Origin of the sequence: Paraburkholderia oxyphila NBRC 105797 (assembly GCF_000685075.1) — a bacterium.
Classification (GTDB): domain Bacteria; phylum Pseudomonadota; class Gammaproteobacteria; order Burkholderiales; family Burkholderiaceae; genus Paraburkholderia; species Paraburkholderia oxyphila.
Genome location: NZ_BAYD01000047.1, coordinates 1 through 18,563 on the forward strand (window position 1 = coordinate 1; position 18,563 = coordinate 18,563).

Here is an 18,563-nt window from a genome sequence, read left to right on the forward strand (position 1 = left end):
GCAGCAAAACACGCACAGAACAAACACGAAAAAGCCGTCCTGCGAAGTAAGCGTCGCGTGGGAGCCGTCGAGAATTCTCTGGACAAGCGTCGAAGAACGCGGCAGGCGTATCGCGCCGCTGCGAGCAGGGATCAAAGCGAGGCAGGTGTAGATAGGGGGAGATGTTTCGCGACGTTCCAAGGCAACAGTTCGTCGATGCGGTTGGCCTGGTGATCCGCAATATGCGTGAGCACGAATTCCAGGTAGGCGCGTGGATTGATGTTGTTCAATTTGCACGAGCCGATCAGGCCATACATGGCGGCAGCTCGCTCACCACCGCTGTCGGAGCCCGCGAACATAAAATTGCGCCGACCAAGGGCCACACAGCGCAGGGCATTTTCGGCAAGCACGTTGCTGATCTCGACACGGCCGTCGTCACAGAACAGTGTGAGTCCATTCCATCGGTTCAGAGAGTAGTTGATCGCTTCGACCAGTGGTGCCTTTGGCCAGAGAGTGGCGAGTTTCTCCTTCATCGACTTCTCGAGAGCCACGAGCAACGGGCTGCTCTTTTCCCGCCTGACGCGTCGCCGCTCATCGGGTGGTCTGCCGCGGATAGCAGCCTCGATTTCGTAGAGATCGCCAATCATGTCGAGCCATTGCTTCGTAGTTTCCGACGGCGCTGTCTCATGGACGTCGAAGAGATATCGACGCGCATGATCCCAGCAAGAAGCCAGGCGAACTTTGCCGCTTTCGGTCAGCTCGTTGAAGCCGGCATAGCCGTCCCCCTGAAGGACGCCTTCGAATCCGGCAAGATGGGTCTGGGGGTGGATGCCTTTGCGGTCCGGCGAGTACGCGAACCAGACAGCAGCGGGATCGCTCGAACCTGAGCGGCGATCATCGCGCACGTAAACCCACAACCGACCGGTCTTGGTCTTCTTGTTGCCGGGCGCGAGCACCGGGATGGGCGTGTCGTCCGCGTGGAGCTTCGCAGTCGCCATCGTGTAGCGACGCAGCGCTTCAGTCAGCAACCGGCAGAGTTCTTCGCATTGTCCGACCCAGCGTGCCATGGTGGCCCGATCGAGACGTACGCCGTCGCGCGCCGCGATCTCGGACTGCCGATACAGCGGCGTGTGGTTCGCATACTTCGCAACGATGATCTCGGCCAGCAAGCTCGGATGCGCGATGCTGCGCTCGATCGGCAGCCCCGGCATGGGTAGTTGCACGATATGTCCACAACCGGTGCAGATCCGCTTGCGACGGAGCGTGCGGATGACCTTGAACATCGCTGTGACGCGTGCGAGCTGCTCGGACACGTCCTCGCCGAGAAGCTTCATGGCGTTGTCGCACTTCGGGCAGATCGAGGCCGGCTCGAGTACGCGCTCCTCGCGTGGCAGGTGGGGCGGCAAGGCTTCCTGCGGGGATGGCGCAGACACGCCCGAACTTGATGCACGAGCGCGCGCACGGCGGACATCGGCGACGCCGCTGCCCGCTGCCAGATCCTCGAGTTGGGTTTCGAGCCGATCGATCTGCCGCTCAAGTTGCTCGGATTTGCGACCGAAGTGCATACGCCTGAGCTTGTCGATCTGGGCCGTCAGGCGCTCGATCTCCTGGTCCCGTTCGACAATCTCCCGATCGCGGTCGGTAATCTCCTGCAGCATCTTTGCCATCGACGCCTGCTGCTCGAGCACCAGGGCCTGGAGCTCGGCAACGGTGTCCGGAAGTGGCGCATGATCGGGCATGCGCTGCAGTTTACGAGCCTTCGATGCGGTTTACAACATCGACAATGCGGCCGTACGACGGGGTTGTCGCCAATCGATGCCTTCCAGCAACATCGACAGCTGCGCCGACGTGAGATGGATCTTGCCACCATCAGCCTGGGGCCAGACAAAACGCCCACGGGTAATCCGCTTCGCCAGGAGCCATAGTCCGTCATCGGTTGCCCAGAGAATTTTTACCAGATCGCCGCGACGTCCCCGAAAAATGAACACATCGCCGCCGAGCGGATTCTCTTCGAGTGCCGCTTGCACCTTCGCGGCAAGAGCCGGGAAACCACTACGCATGTCGGTGACGCCTGCGGCGATCCAGATGCGAGTGCCTGCCGGCAAGCCGATCATCGGGATAGCTCCCGGATCAGCAGCCGCAGCATATCCGGTGACACGTTGCCGCGAACCCTCAAGCGTGCACGGTCGAACTCGATCTCGCAAAGATCCTCTGCCGACCGTGCTATATCGACTGCCATCGGTGGCGTATGTTCTGCCGCCTCAGCGACGATATCCACCGGCAACAGCGACGGCACCTCCGGTGCCCGCTTCGGCGTTGCACTCTCAGGCAGCGTTGGCAAACCGTACTCTCCTGCCAGATAAAGCCGTCGCCATTTGAACAACAGGTTCGCATTGATGTCGTTGCTGCGCGCGATCAACGCCACCGACGCGCCCGGTTCGAAAGACTGTTCAACCAGTTGCCGTTTGAACTCGGTCGGAAAGTTCGGCCGCTTATATGCGCCGACTGCGGCGCCAACGCCCCACGTCTTGTCCACTTTGGTATCCACCATAATTTGGTGGGTACCAAACTACCCAAAACCTCAATCAGCACGCCAGAACGGCCGCGGCGAGACGCTTACCCTGCGAACGACACAGGACGGCTTTTTTCGTTGAAACCGCAGTCGATCTCTACTTCTGGGCGAGGAATTTCGTTGCCAGATGCACCCAGTACGACGCTCCAACCGGCAACAACTGATCGTTGAAGTCATAGCTGGCGTTGTGCAGCATGCAAGGCCCGGCGCCGTGTCCCGCCTCGCGATGCCCGCCTTCCCCGTTGCCGAGGAATGCATAGCAACCGGGCTTTTCCAGCAGCATGAAGGAGAAGTCCTCGGCGCCCATGGTCGGCTCGACGCTATCGTCGACACGATCGGCGCCCACGACTTCTCTCATCACTTCAGCCGCGAACTGGGCCTCTGCGCTGCTGTTCACCGTCGGCGGATAGTTGCGATGGAAGGTCACGTCGACGGAACACTCGTACGCCTCCGCCGTGCTCTCGGCGATCTTGCGCAGACGCGTCTCGATCAAATCGAGCGTTTCCGTCGTGAAGGTGCGCACCGTCCCCGCAAGCCAGGCCGTATTCGGCACGACATTCACCGCGTCGCCGGCGTGGATCTGCGTAATCGACAGGACAGCCGTATCGAGCGGCTTCTTGTTGCGCGTGATGATGCTTTGCAACCCGTTGGCGATCTGCACCGCCGTGAAAACCGGATCGCGTCCGTTGTGCGGCAGCGCGGCATGCGAGCCTACGCCTTTGATTTCGATGCGAAACTCGTTGCTCGACGCCATGATCGGCCCTTCGGTCACACCGAAGTGTCCCGCCGGCATGCCAGGCCAGTTGTGAATGCCGAACACGGCATCCACGGGAAAACGCGTGAACAGCCCGTCTTCGATCATGGCTTTCGCGCCCGCGCCGCCTTCCTCCGCTGGCTGGAAGATGAACACGATGGTGCCGTCGAATTGGCCATGCTGAGCGAGATGCTGCGCCGCACCGAGCAGCATCGCGGTATGGCCGTCGTGGCCGCATGCGTGCATCTTCCCTTCGTGGCGGGAGCGGTGCTCGAACGTGTTCAGCTCTTGAATGGGCAGCGCATCCATATCGGCGCGCAACCCAATGGCGCGCGTGCCGCTGCCGCGCTTGAGCATACCGACAACGCCCGTTTTTCCCAGCCCGCGATGCACTTCGATGCCCCATTCCGCGAGCTTCGATGCAACCAGCTCGGCAGTTTGGGTCTCTTCGTAGCGCAGTTCCGGGTGGGCGTGGATCGTTCGTCGTAGGCCCTGAATTTCGCCTTGGGCGGCCTGGATTTCCGGGATCAGTTTCATGACGGACAGTGCTCGAGAAAGTAGGCGCCCGCCCTCGATTTGAGGCGGGCCTGGACGAACCATTCTACGCCGAACCTTTTTTTTCGAGGCAACCCAGCAGGCACGTGGCGGCGCCGCACGCCGGACATAATAAAATCGCGGTATCGAGACCACCTTCCATCGACGGATTCCTCATGAATGCCCGAGCCGAATTTGCCCGCGCAGTCTGTCCCCACGACTGCCCCGACACCTGCGCGATGCGCGTGACCGTCGAGGACGGCAAGGCCATCAAGGTGAGCGGCGACCCCGACCATCCGCCGACACAAGGGGTGCTCTGCACGAAAGTGACCCGTTACGCCGAGCGCGTACACCATCCGAAGCGTCTTACGCAACCGATGAAGCGTGTCGGCCGCAAGGGGGAAGGGCGCTTCGAGCCGATCAGCTGGGACGAGGCATGCGCGATTGCGGCTGCGCGCCTTGGCGAGATTGCGCAACGTGCGCCCGAAGCCATCTTGCCGTATAGCTATGCCGGCACGATGGGTCTCGTGCAAGGCGACAGCATCGCACAGCGTTTTTTCCACAAGCTCGGCGCGTCGCGGCTCGACCGCGCGATCTGCGCGGCCGCGGGCGCAGCGGGCCTGCGCTACACATATGGTTCGAGCCTCGGCATGCTCACCGAGCACTTCGCCGAGAGTGAGGTGATCCTGATCTGGGGCGCGAATCCAATCGCCTCCAACCTGCACTTCTGGACGCGTGCGCAGGAAGCCAAGCGCAACGGTGCGAAGCTGATCGCGATCGATCCGTATCGCTCGCTCACGGCGGAGAAGTGCCATCAGCACATTGCGCTGAAGCCGGGCACTGACGGCGCACTCGCACTCGGCATGATGCACGTGCTGATCACTGAATATCGTCTCGATCATGCGTACATCGCGGCGCACACGCATGGCTTCGAGCAGTTGAAGGCGCGCGCGCTCGCCTATACGCCTGCGCGCGTCGCGCAGATCTGCGGCATCGAGGAACAAACCATCGTCGATCTGGCGCGCCTCTATGCTTCCACGCGCAAGGTGGCGATCCGCATGAATTACGGCCTGCAGCGCGTGCGCGGCGGCGGCAATGCAGTGCGCGCAATCGCCTGCCTGCCGGCGCTGACTGGCGCCTGGCGCGAGCGCGCTGGTGGCGTGCTGCTTTCGTCGTCGGGTTGGGCGCCAATCAATGGGAACGCGCTCCAGCGTCCCGACCTGATTCCTGGTTGGCCGAAGCATCAGCCGCGCATCGTCAACATGAACCAGATCGGCGACGCGCTCACGCACGCGGGCGACGCCGCTTTCGGTCCGAAGGTCGAGGCGATCGTCGTGTACAACTCCAATCCGGTGGCGGTCGCGCCGGAGTCGGCGAAGGTGGCGGCGGGCTTCGCGCGCGAGGATCTCTTCACGATCGTGCTCGAGCAGTTCCAGACCGACACCGCCGATTACGCCGACTTGCTGCTGCCCGCCACGACCCAGCTCGAACACCTCGATGTTCACAAGTCCTACGGCCATACCTACATAATGGCCAATCTGCCGGCTATTGCGCCGGTGGGGGACGCGCGTCCGAACACCGAGATCTTCCGCTCGATTGCGCGCGCAATGGGCCTGACCGACCCGGCGCTCTTCGAGAGCGACGAAGAGGTGGCCGCGCACGCGTTCGACTGGAGCGATCCCGCGCTCGCTGGCGCCGATTGGGCGAGGCTCAAGCAGGACGGCTGGGTGAAGTTGAATATCGCCGACGCGCCATTCGCCAACGGGGGTTTTCGCACGCCCACGGGCAAGTGCGAGTTCTACAGCGAGGCGCTCGCGAAGGCTGGCCTCGAGCCCGTGCCCGACTACCTGCCGCCGTACGAATCGGCCGACGGTGCGCCCGAGTTGGCCGCACGCTACCCGCTCGCGATGATCTCGCCGCCCGCGCGCAATTTCCTGAACAGTACCTTCGTGAACGTCGAGAGCCTGCGGGCGACTGAAGGCGAGCCGCATCTCGATCTCCATCCCGCCGATGCCGCGCGACGCGCCATCGCGGACGGCGATCAGGTGCGCGTCTTCAACGACCGTGGGTCGATGCGTGCGCGTGCGCGCGTCTCCGACCGCGCGCGCGAAGGTCTCGTGGTCGGCCTGTCAATCTGGTGGAAGAAGCTCGCGCCGGATGGCCGCAACGCAAACGAAGTGACGAGCCAGGCGCTCACCGATCTGGGCGGCTCTGCCACGTTTTATGACTGTCTCGTGGAAGTCGAACGCGCGTAAGCCCTGAACGAAACGCCTTGAAGCCCCCCGGAAAAGCGCTTGCCGTGGTTCGAGGGGGCTTTCTAACTCGCTGATTTGCGGAAGAAAAACGCGGGTTGCATGCTACGATCAGCGTTTTAGCACGACCATTCGAAAATATTCAGGAGGAGACGCCGCATGGATAAAGTCTGGCTGAAATCGTACCCACCCGGCGTTCCCGCGGAAATCGACGCGAGCCAATATGCGTCCATCACGGCGCTGCTCGCGGAGAGCTTCAATGCGAACCGGTCGAAACCCGCGTTCGCGTGCATGGGCAAGGCCATCACCTACGGACAGCTCGACGAACTCTCGAAGCGGCTCGCCGCATGGTTTCAGTCGCGCGGCATCGCGCCCGGCGCGCGCATCGCGATCATGATGCCGAACGTGCTGCAGTATCCGGTCGCGCTTGCTGCGATCCTGCGCGCGGGCTATGTCGTCGTGAACGTGAACCCTCTCTACACGCCGCGCGAGCTCGAACATCAGCTCAAGGACAGCGGCGCCGAAGCCATCGTCATCCTCGAGAATTTCGCGGCCACGCTGCAGGCAGTCGTCGCGCAGACGCGCGTCAAGCACATCGTGGTGGCGTCGATGGGCGACCTGCTCGGCACGCTGAAGGGCTTCATCGTGAACTACGTCGTGCGCCACGTGAAGAAGATGGTGCCCGCGTGGAGCCTGCCGGGCCACGTGCGCTTCAACGCCGCAGTCTCGGCTGGCGCGCGCCTCACGTTCAAGCCCGTCGAGCAGAAACCCGAAGACGTCGCGTTCCTCCAGTACACGGGCGGCACGACTGGCGTGTCGAAAGGCGCCACGCTGCTGCATCGCAATCTCATCGCGAATGTGCTGCAGTCGGCTGCGTGGACCCAGCCCGCACTCGCGCGTCTTGCCGCCGGCACCCAGCCGGTCACGGTTGCGGCGCTGCCGCTCTATCACGTGTTCGCGCTCACCGTCTGCGGCCTGCTGACGATGCGCACGGGCGGCCTCGCCGTGCTGATCCCGAATCCGCGCGACATCGCGGGGATGATCAAGGACCTGCAAGGCTATTCGATCACGACCTTCCCGGCAGTCAACACGCTTTACAACGCGATCCTCAATCACCCCGATTTCGACAAGCTCGACTTCTCGCATCTGCTGGTCGCGAACGGTGGCGGCATGGCCGTGCAGGAAGCCGTGGCGAAGCGCTGGTACGAGCGCACGCAGACGCCGATCGTCGAAGGCTACGGCCTGTCGGAAACCTCGCCCAGCGTGACCTGCAATCCGACCGACGCGACCGAGTACACGGGCACGATCGGCCTGCCACTGCCGTCGACGGAAATCTCGATTCGCGACGACAACGGCAACGAGCTGGGCATTGGCGAAGCGGGCGAGATCTGCATTCGCGGTCCGCAGGTGATGGCGGGCTACTGGCAGCGTCCGGAAGAAACGGCGAAGGTCATGACCGCCGACGGCTTCTTCAAGTCCGGCGACGTGGGCGTAATGAACGCGCGCGGCTACGTGAAGCTCGTCGATCGCAAGAAGGACATGATCCTCGTCTCGGGCTTCAACGTCTATCCGAACGAGATCGAAGATGTGGTCGCGAAGCTGCCGGGCGTATTCGAAGTGGCCGCCGTGGGCGTGCCCGACGCGCACTCGGGCGAAGCGGTGAAGCTCTATATCGTGAAGAAGGACCCGGCGCTCACCGACAAGGACGTCTTCGAATACTGCAAGACGCAGCTGACCGGCTACAAGCGGCCGAAAATCATCGAGTTCCGCAGCGAGCTGCCCAAGAGCAATGTCGGCAAGATCCTGCGGCGCGAGTTGCGCGAAGCTCACGCGTAAGCCTCCACCGTCACGCACGCACCGAAGGCCTGCCCGCAAGGGTGGGCCTGTTGTGTTGGGCGCGTGAAGAGAGCCGAAAGACGCCGGGCGCGCCAAAGAAAAAAGGCGCCCGCAGGCGCCTTCGAGACTGAAACGGCTGTTCTTCTTAGAACTTGTGACGGATACCGATACGCGCCGTGAACACGTTGTCGTTGCTCGACGGCGTGAGGCCGTTGATCGAGGCGACAGCCGGGTTGCCGAGCGAGTCCGTACCCGAAGCGTGCTGGTACACGCCGATCAGGTAGACGTCCGTGCGCTTGGACAGGAAGTAGTCCGTGCCCAGCGAGTACTGATAGTACTTCGCGCCGCTCTGGCTCGTGCCGTTCGCCAGCGTGACGCTGTTGCCGTCCGTGTAGTCGAACGCGAAGCCAGCCAGCAGAGCCGGCGTGATCTGATACTTGAAGTTCGCTTCGACGTTGTTGAACGTGGCGTTCGAGCCGCGCTGATACAGCGACGGGGCCACACCGGCGACCGAACCCAGATTGCGGAAGCTGACGTTCGAATACGTCACGCCGAACGTGGCCGCGCCGAACGTGTATGCACCGCCTGCGCCAATGACCTGGTACGTATTGGCCGTCGAGAAGCCGCCGTACACGGTGTTGGTCGAATCAGCAGCGTTCGAGAGCGGCGAGGAGCTCGTGCTGTTGTTGAAAATGCCGCCGAAGTTGTTCGGCGTGCGTGCGTTCAGGTAGCCGACGCCCAAGGCCAGCGGACCGTTGTTGTAGCCTGCGCCCAACGACCAGATCTGGTTCTGCGAGAAGTTGCCTGCCTGGCCACCGAAGCTGTACGTGCCGCCGAACGTCAGGCCCGCATAGTTCGCGCTCGTGAACTTGACCGTGTTGTTCGTACGGTACGCGTTGTTGAAGTTGTCGAGGTCTTGCGGGTGAGCAGCGAGGTAGCCACCCCACTGGTCGCCGGCTTCGAGCGGACCGACGTAGTCGACGACGGAGTCGTACTGGCGACCCAGTGTAACCGTGCCGTATTGGCTGCTGCTCAGGCCGACATAAGCCTGGCGGCCAAACATCAGGCCACCCTGGCCGAGCTTGCCGGTGTTCACGTCGAAGCCGTTTTCGAGCACGAAGACCGCTTTCAGGCCACCACCGAGGTCTTCAGCACCGCGCAGGCCGAAGCGGCTGCCCTGCATCACGCCGCTCGAGAGGTTGTACAGATGCTTGCCGCCCGAGTTCGTGTTGATGTTGAAACCTTCGTCGATGATGCCGTACAGCGTGACGCTGCTCTGAGCGTGAGCAACGCCCGCGAACGCGCCCAGCGCAGCAAGCGCGAGAAGCGACTTCTTCATTGAATGATCTCCAGTGTTTTACGACTTTTATGCGTCTTGTTAGCGAGGCCAATTTATTGTCTAGCGGGGGCCCGGCCATCCAACTTCGCGAGAAGTTGCCCGTAATGTAACAAACCGTTTATGTCGAACAAAGGAAAAGCCGGGCGGCACGTAAGTACCTGTTTCGTTTACACAACATGGTCTAAAATATGCGCCTGAAATCGGCGCTGCCCCGGATTGACGGCGTGCTGCGAGTTCCTGTAGTGGTTTAGAACGTCCGGTCGGTCGGGTTTTGTGCGATCCGCGTTGCAGTAGGTACGGAAGGAGGTTGGATGACGTTTGACGAATTGATTACCGAGTTCGATCGGGGCCTGCGCTCGATCACCGGGGTGTCGCGCATGTCGCGGCCCATGCCGCAGCCTTCTGCCGCCCCTGCCGATCTTCCGGCCGCCGCCGTGGATTGGTCCGCGTCGCCCGAATCATTCGAGGCATCCGGCTCCGCAGCCGCCGCAGCGCAGGCCGGCGAACTTACCGCTGCGGAGCGTGCGCACGCGGCAGGTCTCATGCGCGTGAATCACGTAGGCGAGGTGTGTGCGCAGGCGCTGTATCAGGCGCAAAAGCTTTCGGCGCGCTCGCCCACGCTCAAGGCGGCGTTCGACCAGGCTGCACGTGAAGAAGAAGACCATCTCGCGTGGACCGCGCGCCGCCTCGAAGCGCTCGACTCGCGCCCGAGCCTGCTCAACCCGCTCTGGTATGCGGGAGCGCTTGCCATCGGCCTCGCGGCAGGGCGTCTTGGCGACAAGATCAGTCTCGGCTTCATGGCCGAAACCGAGCGCCAGGTGGAGCACCATCTGGACAGCCACCTCGATGCGTTACCGCCTGCCGACGTGGAGTCACGCGCGATCGTCGAGCAGATGCGCACCGACGAGATTGCCCATGCGAAATCGGCCACGGATCTGGGCGGTGTCGATTTACCGCTGCCGGTGCGCTCGCTGATGCGTGCGGCATCGAAAATCATGACCCGCACCGCGTACTACATTTGATATGTCTTCGCGGACCGGTACACTAATCCGGTCCGCGCAAGTCTTCGGCTTTCACCGCTTTCAGTCACCCGAATTAATCCCCGCCAAGTCCCCGCACCACCACGGTTTTCTCCGTGCATTTCACGTATCACCTTCACAACCTTCGTTAGCTCATTCATTCATAACGGTTTTTGGCTTTTTGTCTGACTTGAACAAGCGCCGCTAAGTCCTTGTTCTATCGGATAAATTTCGTCAAAAAACGCGCCACCCACCTTGACCCTCGTGGGGCCTTCCTCTAAAGTGGGAGACAGTGTGAGAAAGTGTATTTTTGTGTGATTTCAAAGACGCATTCGGGTAAATTTCCTGAGATTTAGGCGGGCGGCGATCAGCGCCGCGCGAGGGGGAGCAAATTGTTCCAGGGGGCGTCGGCGCTGACACTCGATGCGAAAGGGCGGATGTCGATTCCGTCTCGCTATCGGGACGCGCTGCAACAACAGGCAGAAGGCCGGGTGACGATCACCAAGCACCCGGACGGCTGCCTGTTGCTATTTCCGCGCCCCGAATGGGAAGTGTTCCGCGCGAAAGTCGCGGCATTGCCGATGGACGCGCACTGGTGGCGCCGCATTTTTCTGGGCAATGCCTCCGACGTCGATCTCGACAGCGCGGGCCGCGTGCTCGTCTCGCCTGAATTACGTCTTGCAGCAGGAATGGAAAAGGAAGTCATGCTGCTCGGCATGGGTAGTCATTTTGAGTTGTGGGATGCGCAGACCTACGCCGCCAAGGAACAGGCGGCGATGGCGCAGGGCATGCCCGACGCCTTGAAGAATTTCACGTTCTGATCGCGGTTTAAAACGCTATGGCATCTGCGATGGGACAGGGACTGCAGCATCGCACGGTGCTGCTCGATGAAGCGGTCGACGCGCTCGTGACGCGCGCGGACGGCATTTATGTGGACGGCACGTTCGGGCGCGGCGGGCACAGTCGCGCGATCTTGGGCCGGCTCTCCGAAGCCGGGCGCCTGATCGCGTTCGACAAGGACCCGCTGGCGATCGCCACGGCGCAGCAAGTGGGCGACGCGCGCTTCTCGATCGTGCATGAGAGTTTTGCTTCGCTGCGCGACGCCTTGGCGGCGCGCGGGGTAGGGCGTGTGTCGGGCGTATTGCTGGACCTGGGCGTGTCGTCGCCGCAAATCGACGACCCGGAGCGCGGTTTCAGTTTCCGCGCCAATGGTCCGCTCGACATGCGGATGGACCCGACGCGCGGCGAGTCCGCCGCCGACTGGCTCGCGCGGGCCACGTTGCAAGAACTGACGGAGGTGATTCGAGATTATGGGGAAGAACGGTTTGCTTTTCAGATTGCAAAGGCGCTTGTTGCTCGCCGGGCAGAGTCCGACCGTCTCGGGCCTCTCGACAGCACGGGCGAGCTTGCCCAAATCGTGGCTAACGCCGTCAAAACCCGTGAGAAGGGTAAGGATCCGGCAACCCGCACCTTTCAGGCTATACGGATTCACGTCAATCAAGAGCTTGCGGAGCTGCAAGTCGTACTAGAAGCAGCATTGTCGTTGCTGGAGCAGGGGGGGCGGCTCGTGGTCATCAGCTTTCATTCGCTGGAAGACCGGATCGTGAAGCGGTTCATGCAGGCGCAGTCCACTGCGCCGGCGCTCGACCGTCGCCTGCCGATCCGCGCCGTCGACCTGCCCAGCCCGCCTTTGAAGCTGCTTGGGCGCGTATTCGCGAGCGATGAGGAAGTCGCCGCCAATCCGCGCGCCCGCTCGGCCGTGATGCGCATTGCGGAGCGCGTCACGCCATGAACCGTCTGAATATTTTCCTGCTGATCGTCGTCATGGGGTGCGCGCTGTCGGTCGTCAACGCCACCAATCAGCAGCGTCAGATGTTTTTCCAGTTGCAACGCGCGCAGTCGCAGGAGCGGCAGCTCCAGCAGGACTACGCACAGCTTCAATATCAGCAGAGCGCGCTGTCGCGGACGTCGCGCGTCGAACAAATCGCTACCGATTCGCTCAAGATGCAGCCCGTGACGACCGGACGCACGCAATATCTGACACTCGCGCCAGGCGCCGCGAGCGCCGCTGACGCGCCCGTGCCCACCTCCGCGCCGGCACAGGGCGCGGCCGCCACCGCCACGAAGGGCCGTCGTGGGGGCACGCGATGAAAAAAGGCAATAACCGCAAGAGCGTCGCCTTTACCCCGAACCCGATTCTCTCGGTGCGCCTGCCGATGTGGCGCTCGAAGTTCGTCGTCTTCATGCTGTTCATGGCGTTCGTCGCGCTCGCCGCGCGCGCGTTCTGGATTCAGGGGCCGGGCAACGCGTTCTATCAGAAGCAGGGCGAGAGCCGCTATCAGCGCACGATCGAAATGCCCGCCACGCGCGGCAAGATTCTCGACCGCAACGGCCTCGTGCTCGCCACGAGCCTGCCCGTGCGCGCGATCTGGGCGATCCCCGAAGACGTGCCCGACGATCTCGGCGCCGACAAGCTCACGCAGCTCGGCACGCTGCTCGACATGTCGACCAAGGAACTGCGCGCCAAGCTCTCCGAAGACAAGACCTTCGTCTACGTGAAGCGCCAGGTGCCGCTCGACGTCGCGCAAAAGGTCGCGGCGCTCGACATTCCCGGTGTCTATCAGCGTAACGAATACAAGCGCTTCTATCCCGAAGGCCAGGTCACCGCTCACCTGATCGGCTTCACCAATGTGGAAGACGAAGGGCAGGAAGGCGTGGAGCTCTCCGACCAGAAATTGCTCGCGGGCGTGCCCGGGATTCGTCACGTCATCAAGGACCGCATGGGCCATATCGTCGAGGACGTGGACGAAACGGTCGTGCCGCACAACGGACAGGACGTCGAACTGTCGATCGACAGCAAGATCCAGTACATCGCGTATTCGAACCTGAAGGCGGCGGTGGAGAAGTTCAAGGCCAAGGCCGGCGCGGCGATGGTGGTGGATGTGCGCACGGGCGAAGTGCTCGCGCTCGTGAACTATCCCACCTACAACCCGAATGACCGCTCGCACCTCACGGGCGAGCAGCTGCGCAACCGCATCCTGACCGACGTGTTCGAGCCGGGCTCGATCATGAAGCCGTTCACGGTGTCACTGGCGCTCGATTTGCATCGCGTCTCGCCGACTACACTGGTGGATACGGGTGGAGGCCACTTTACGCTCGACGGCGCGACCATCACCGACGACGCCGCGTTCGGTGTGCTCACGGTCGGCGGCGTGATCCAGAAGTCGAGCAACATCGGTGCGACGAAGATCGCCATGACGCTCCGGCCCGAAGAAATGTGGAACATGTATACCAGCATCGGTCTCGGGCAAGCGCCGAAGGTCGGGTTCCCCGGCGCGGCGGCCGGCCGTCTGCGTCCGTGGAAAAGCTGGCGCCGCATCGAGCAGGCGACCATGTCGTACGGCTATGGCCTGTCGGTCTCGCTGTTCCAGCTCGCGCGCGCGTACACGGCCATCGCGCACGACGGCCAGATCCTGCCGGTGACGATCTTCCGCCACCCCGGCGACGACCAGCCGGTGGTGGGCACGCAGGTCTTCGCGCCCACCACGGCGCGCGAAGTGCGCACGATGCTCGAGAGCGTGGTTTCGAAGGACGGCACCTCGCCCGACGCAGCGGTGCCCGGCTACCGCGTGGGCGGCAAGTCGGGGACGGCGTACAAGCACGGTCCGCACGGCTATGACCACTCGAAGTACCGCGCGTCGTTCGTCGGCATGGCGCCGATGCCGAATCCGCGCATCGTAGTCGCGGTGACCGTCGACGAGCCGACAGCCGGCAGCCACTTCGGCGGCGCGGTGTCGGGCCCGGTGTTCTCGGGCATCGTCGGCGACACGCTGCGCTCGCTCAATGTGCCGCCCGATATGCCGGTCAAGCAACTCGTCGTGTCCGACGACAGTGCTTCTGGCGCCGCAGTCGCCAATGCGCCGTCGTCCGCTTCCGCGCCCGCCGCAACGGTCAAGCGCGTGGCGAACGGCCCTGCAAGCAAGCCCCCCGTCGGCGCGCGTCACATGACCGTTGCCGACAACGCGAAAAACCGTCCCGGAGTCGTCCGATGAGCGCCACGCGCAACCAGCATCCCGCGCACCGGCAGATCGCGGACGCGCTCGCGTGGCTGCGCGCGCGCGTCGCGCCCGAAGCCGATCTGCACGCCGACACCCGCTCGCTCAAGGCGGGCGACGTGTTTCTTGCCTACGCCGTCGAAGGCGCCGACAACCGCTCGCATATCGAAAACGCGCTCGCGCGCGGCGCGGCGGCTGTCGTGTATCAGCCGGAAGGCTATGCAGGGCAGTTCGACGTGGCGCAGGCGCAAAACGCGCTGGCCGTGCCGCAGCTCGACGTGCTCGCGGGCGAGATCGCCAGCGGCTGGTACGGCAACCCGAGCGACGCGATGCTCGTGGTCGGCGTGACCGGCACGAACGGCAAGACCTCGTGCAGCCAGTGGGTCGCCTCGGCGCTCACGGCGATCGGGCAGAAGTGCGCGATCGTCGGCACGCTCGGCAGCGGCTTTCCGGGCCAGCTCGTGCATACCGGCTTCACGACACCCGATGCGCCGCAGCTTCAGCGCTCGCTCGCCCAGCTGCGCCAGCAAGGCGCACAGGCCGTGGCGATGGAGGTCTCGTCGCACGCGCTGCACCAGGGGCGCGTGAACGGCACGTCGTTCAACGTCGCGATCTTCACGAATCTCACGCAGGACCACCTCGACTATCACCGCACCTTCGAGGCCTACGAGGCCGCGAAGGCGCGGTTGTTTGCGTGGCCGGGCCTGCACGCAGCCGTGATCAACGCCGATGATGCAGCGGGCCGGCGCCTCCTCGCCGCCACGCGCGGCAAGCTGCGCACGATTGCCTGCGCCGTGACGACGCCCGCCGCGGACCTGCCCGCCGCCGATGCCTGGCTGCGTGCGAACGCCGTGCGCGCGACGGCCACGGGCACAGCGTTTCATCTGGAAACCTCGGACTGGGGCGAAGCGAACGTCGAAGTGCAGACGCTCGGTCTCTTCAACGTGAGCAACCTGCTGGGCGTGCTCGGCGCGCTGCTGGCGGCGAACGTGCCGCTCGTCGCGGCGCTCAACGAGCTCTCGAAGCTGCAGCCGGTGAACGGCCGCATGGAGCGCCTGGGCGGACGTACGGACCACGACGAGCCGCTCGTCGTGATCGATTATGCGCACACGCCCGATGCGCTCGAAAAGACGCTCGACGCGCTGCGCCCGATCGCGGCGGCGCGCGGCGGCCAGCTCGTCTGCATGTTCGGCTGCGGCGGCGACCGCGACGCCACCAAGCGTCCGCTGATGGGTGCGATCGCCGAGCGGCTGGCCGACCAGGTCGTCGTCACGAGCGACAACCCGCGCAGCGAATCGCCCGCGGCGATCATCGACCAGATCGCCGGCGGCATGCGAGAGCCTGCAAAGGCGCGCCGTATCGAGGACCGCGCGAGCGCGATCCTGCAGGCGGTGCGTGGCGCGGCCAAGGAAGACGTCGTCGTGCTGGCCGGCAAGGGGCACGAGGCAACTCAGGAAATCATGGGCAAGAAGCGCGCGTTCTCGGATCAGGATCACGCGCGGCTTGCTCTCGCAGCCCGTCCGACATCGGATCGGCATGGGCGCGGAGGGGGGGAATGACCATGCTGACCCTGCGCGAAGCAGCAGCACTGATTCCGGGCGCGAGCGTGCTCGGCGACGAGAACGCAACCTTCGAGCGCATCGCAACCGACAGCCGCACGGCCGGCCCCGGCGATCTTTTCGTGGCGCTCAAGGGCGATCGTTTCGACGCGCACGACTTCCTGTCCGAAGTGGCGGGGCGCCACGTGAGCGCGGCGCTCGTCTCGCGCAGCCCCGGCGACTGGCGCATGCCTGCGCTGCGCGTGGACGACACGCGCACGGCGCTGGGCGCGCTCGCGCTCGGCTGGCGGCGCCGTTTCACGATGCCGCTCGTCGCGGTCACGGGCAGCAACGGCAAGACCACCGTCAAGGAAATGATCGCGTCGATCTTCGCGGCGGCAGTGGGCGAAGACGCGCGGCTCGCGACCGTGGGCAATCTGAACAACGACATCGGCGTGCCGCTCACGCTTTTGCGCCTGAACGCCGCGCACAAGCTGGCGGTGGTCGAGCTCGGCATGAACCATCCGGGCGAAACGGAGCTGCTCGCGAAGTTCGCGGAGCCCACCGTCGCGGTGGTGAACAACGCGCAGCGCGAGCACCAGGAGTTCATGGCGACGGTGGAAGCCGTCGCACTCGAGCATGCGAGCGTGATCCATGCGCTCAAGCCCGAAGGCACCGCGGTGTTTCCCGCCGACGACGCCTACGCCAGCATCTGGCGCGTGGCGGCCACGGGCTCGCAGGTGCTCGATTTCGCGCTGCAGACAGAGGAGCGCGCAGTCGAGGCGGCGGTAACGGGCAAGCAAATGACCGGCGCAGGCAAAAGCGCTAGCGCAAACCGCCTCGCGATCGCCACGCCTGAAGGTCATTTCGAAGTCGAGTTGCAGGTGCTCGGCGCACACAACGCACACAACGCGCTCGCGGCCACGGCGGCGGCGCTCGCGGCGGGTGTCTCGCTCGACGCAATCCGCCGCGGCCTCGAAGCGTTCGAGCCCGTGAAGGGCCGCTTGCAGGTCAAGCGCGCGGCGCTTGGGGAACTCGCGGGCGCGCTGGTGATCGATGACACCTACAACGCGAATCCCGATTCCGTGCGCGCGGCCGTCGACGTGCTGGCCTCGCACGCATCGCCGCGCGTGCTGGTGCTCGGCGACATGGGCGAAGTCGGCGACGACGGCCCTGCGTTTCACCGCGAAGTAGGCGCCTACGCGAAGGAGCGCGGCATCGACGCGCTCTACACGCTCGGCGACGCGGCGCGCGACATCTCGGCGGCATTCGGCGCAGGCGCGCTGCATGCCGCCGGTGTGCCTGAACTCGTTCGCGCGCTCGCCAGCGCCGGTTACGGCGCAGGTGCAACGATCCTCGTGAAAGGCTCGCGCTTCATGCAGATGGAGCGCGTGGTGGCCGCCCTCACGAATCCGCAACCCCCTGCACCGGACGCGGCGTCCGGTGCGCACTGAAATTCGAAGGAATACAAGGCATGCTACTGGCGCTGGCGCAATGGCTGCAGAATGACGCAAGCTTCTTGCGCGTGTTCAGTTATCTGACGTTCCGCGCGGTGATGGCGACCATCACCGCGATGGCGATCGGGCTTTTCTTCGGCCCGTGGGTGATCCGTAAGCTCACCGAAATGAAAGTCGGCCAGGCCGTGCGCACGGACGGCCCGCAGACGCACCTCGTGAAGTCGGGCACGCCCACCATGGGCGGCGTGCTCATTCTGATGGGCATCGCCATTTCGACGCTGCTGTGGGGCGATCTCACGAACCGCTTCATCTGGATCGTGATGCTCGTGACCTTCGGCTTCGGCGCGATCGGCTGGGTCGACGACTACCGCAAGGTCGTCTACAAGGACCCGCGCGGCATGTCCTCGCGCGAGAAGTACTTCTGGCAGTCGGTGATCGGCCTGTTCGCGGCGGTGTATCTCGCGTTCAGCGTGTCCGAGGCGAGCAACGTGCGCGTGTTCGATCTCTTCATGGCGTGGGTGAGGAGCGGCCTCTCGATGGGCCTGCCCGCGCGCGCGGACCTGTTGCTGCCGTTCCTCAAGTCGATCAGCTATCCGCTCGGCGTGTGGGGCTTCATCGCACTCACGTACTTCGTGATCGTTGGCGCGAGCAACGCCGTGAACCTCACCGACGGCCTCGACGGCCTCGTGATCATGCCGGTCGTGCTCGTGGGCGCATCGCTCGGCGTGTTTGCCTACGTGATGGGCAGCTCGGTCTACTCGAAGTACCTGCTTTTCCCGCACATTCCCGGCGCGGGCGAACTGCTGATCTTCTGCTCGGCGATGGGCGGGGCAGGGCTCGCGTTCCTCTGGTTCAACACATATCCGGCGCAAGTGTTCATGGGCGACGTGGGCGCGCTCGCGCTCGGCGGCGCGCTCGGCACGATCGCCGTGATCGTGCGCCAGGAAATCGTGCTCTTCATCATGGGCGGCATCTTCGTGGCCGAAACGCTTTCCGTGATGTTGCAGGTCACGTGGTTCAAGTACACGAAAAAACGTTACGGCGAAGGGCGCCGCATCTTCAAGATGGCGCCGCTTCATCACCATTTCGAATTGTCCGGCTGGAAAGAGACGCAAGTGGTCGTGCGCTTCTGGGTCATCACGCTGATGCTGTGCCTGATCGGCCTGTCGACTTTGAAGCTGCGTTGATCGGCACCACGGGTTCAACCAGGTAAGAAAGGGAAGCAAGC

General features: G+C 63.9%; 15 protein-coding genes. 10 read left to right on the forward strand and 5 right to left on the reverse strand.

The annotated features are described in order from the left end of the window. Window positions 1–131: 131 nt before the first annotated feature. From tnpC to BO1_RS26235, 4 genes are all read right to left on the reverse strand, one after another. Window positions 132–1,718, reverse strand: coding sequence for an IS66 family transposase (tnpC, locus tag BO1_RS26220; protein ID WP_028220090.1), 1,587 nt, complete (start codon window positions 1,716–1,718; stop codon window positions 132–134). Window positions 1,719–1,748: 30 nt separating this feature from the next. Then, window positions 1,749–2,093, reverse strand: a complete 345-nt coding sequence (gene tnpB, locus BO1_RS26225; protein ID WP_028220091.1) for an IS66 family insertion sequence element accessory protein TnpB — start codon at window positions 2,091–2,093, stop codon at window positions 1,749–1,751. Next, window positions 2,090–2,515 (reverse strand): IS66-like element accessory protein TnpA, encoded by a 426-nt coding sequence (gene tnpA, locus BO1_RS26230; protein ID WP_245643907.1) that lies wholly within the window; start codon window positions 2,513–2,515, stop codon window positions 2,090–2,092. Before tnpA ends, tnpB begins: the two co-directional genes overlap by 4 nt. A gap of 133 nt (window positions 2,516–2,648) precedes the next feature. Beyond that, window positions 2,649–3,842, reverse strand: a complete 1,194-nt coding sequence (locus BO1_RS26235; RefSeq protein WP_028220093.1) for a M20 aminoacylase family protein — start codon at window positions 3,840–3,842, stop codon at window positions 2,649–2,651. Window positions 3,843–4,015: 173 nt separating this feature from the next. On the opposite strand from BO1_RS26235, the gene BO1_RS26240 reads away from it, so the two are divergent. Beyond that, a complete protein-coding gene (locus BO1_RS26240) occupies window positions 4,016–6,094 on the forward strand; it encodes a molybdopterin-containing oxidoreductase family protein (RefSeq protein WP_028220094.1) in 2,079 nt (692 codons plus the stop codon). Window positions 6,095–6,250: 156 nt separating this feature from the next. Beyond that, window positions 6,251–7,927 carry a long-chain fatty acid--CoA ligase gene (locus BO1_RS26245; protein ID WP_028220095.1) on the forward strand — a complete coding sequence of 559 codons (1,677 nt, stop codon included), beginning with the start codon at window positions 6,251–6,253 and terminating at the stop codon, window positions 7,925–7,927. 145 nt (window positions 7,928–8,072) lie between these two features. On the opposite strand, the gene BO1_RS26250 is transcribed toward BO1_RS26245, so the two are convergent. Beyond that, window positions 8,073–9,266 carry a porin gene (locus BO1_RS26250; protein WP_028220096.1) on the reverse strand — a complete coding sequence of 398 codons (1,194 nt, stop codon included), beginning with the start codon at window positions 9,264–9,266 and terminating at the stop codon, window positions 8,073–8,075. Between the two features lie 311 nt (window positions 9,267–9,577). Between BO1_RS26250 and coq7 the strand changes: the two genes are divergently transcribed. From coq7 to mraY, 8 genes are all read left to right on the forward strand, one after another. After that, window positions 9,578–10,288 carry a 2-polyprenyl-3-methyl-6-methoxy-1,4-benzoquinone monooxygenase gene (gene coq7, locus BO1_RS26255; RefSeq protein ID WP_028220097.1) on the forward strand — a complete coding sequence of 237 codons (711 nt, stop codon included), beginning with the start codon at window positions 9,578–9,580 and terminating at the stop codon, window positions 10,286–10,288. 389 nt (window positions 10,289–10,677) lie between these two features. Further along, window positions 10,678–11,106 (forward strand): division/cell wall cluster transcriptional repressor MraZ, encoded by a 429-nt coding sequence (gene mraZ, locus BO1_RS26260; RefSeq protein WP_027818006.1) that lies wholly within the window; start codon window positions 10,678–10,680, stop codon window positions 11,104–11,106. A gap of 17 nt (window positions 11,107–11,123) precedes the next feature. Beyond that, window positions 11,124–12,077 (forward strand): 16S rRNA (cytosine(1402)-N(4))-methyltransferase RsmH, encoded by a 954-nt coding sequence (gene rsmH, locus BO1_RS26265; protein WP_043286567.1) that lies wholly within the window; start codon window positions 11,124–11,126, stop codon window positions 12,075–12,077. Beyond that, window positions 12,074–12,436 carry a cell division protein FtsL gene (gene ftsL / locus BO1_RS26270; RefSeq protein ID WP_028220099.1) on the forward strand — a complete coding sequence of 121 codons (363 nt, stop codon included), beginning with the start codon at window positions 12,074–12,076 and terminating at the stop codon, window positions 12,434–12,436. The genes rsmH and ftsL overlap by 4 nt, the downstream gene beginning before the upstream one ends. Beyond that, entirely contained in the window at window positions 12,433–14,337 is a 1,905-nt protein-coding gene (locus BO1_RS26275; protein ID WP_028220100.1) for a peptidoglycan D,D-transpeptidase FtsI family protein, read from the forward strand. The genes ftsL and BO1_RS26275 overlap by 4 nt, the downstream gene beginning before the upstream one ends. Further along, complete coding sequence (locus tag BO1_RS26280; RefSeq protein ID WP_028220101.1) at window positions 14,334–15,899, forward strand: UDP-N-acetylmuramoyl-L-alanyl-D-glutamate--2,6-diaminopimelate ligase; 1,566 nt, start codon at window positions 14,334–14,336, stop codon at window positions 15,897–15,899. Before BO1_RS26275 ends, BO1_RS26280 begins: the two co-directional genes overlap by 4 nt. Then, window positions 15,896–17,332: a UDP-N-acetylmuramoyl-tripeptide--D-alanyl-D-alanine ligase gene (locus BO1_RS26285; RefSeq protein ID WP_028220102.1), complete on the forward strand. Its 1,437-nt coding sequence runs from the start codon at window positions 15,896–15,898 to the stop codon at window positions 17,330–17,332. Before BO1_RS26280 ends, BO1_RS26285 begins: the two co-directional genes overlap by 4 nt. A 20-nt stretch (window positions 17,333–17,352) precedes the next feature. Next, on the forward strand, window positions 17,353–18,522 hold the full coding sequence (gene mraY / locus BO1_RS26290) for a phospho-N-acetylmuramoyl-pentapeptide-transferase (RefSeq protein WP_028220103.1): 1,170 nt from the start codon (window positions 17,353–17,355) through the stop codon (window positions 18,520–18,522). Window positions 18,523–18,563: the final 41 nt, after the last annotated feature.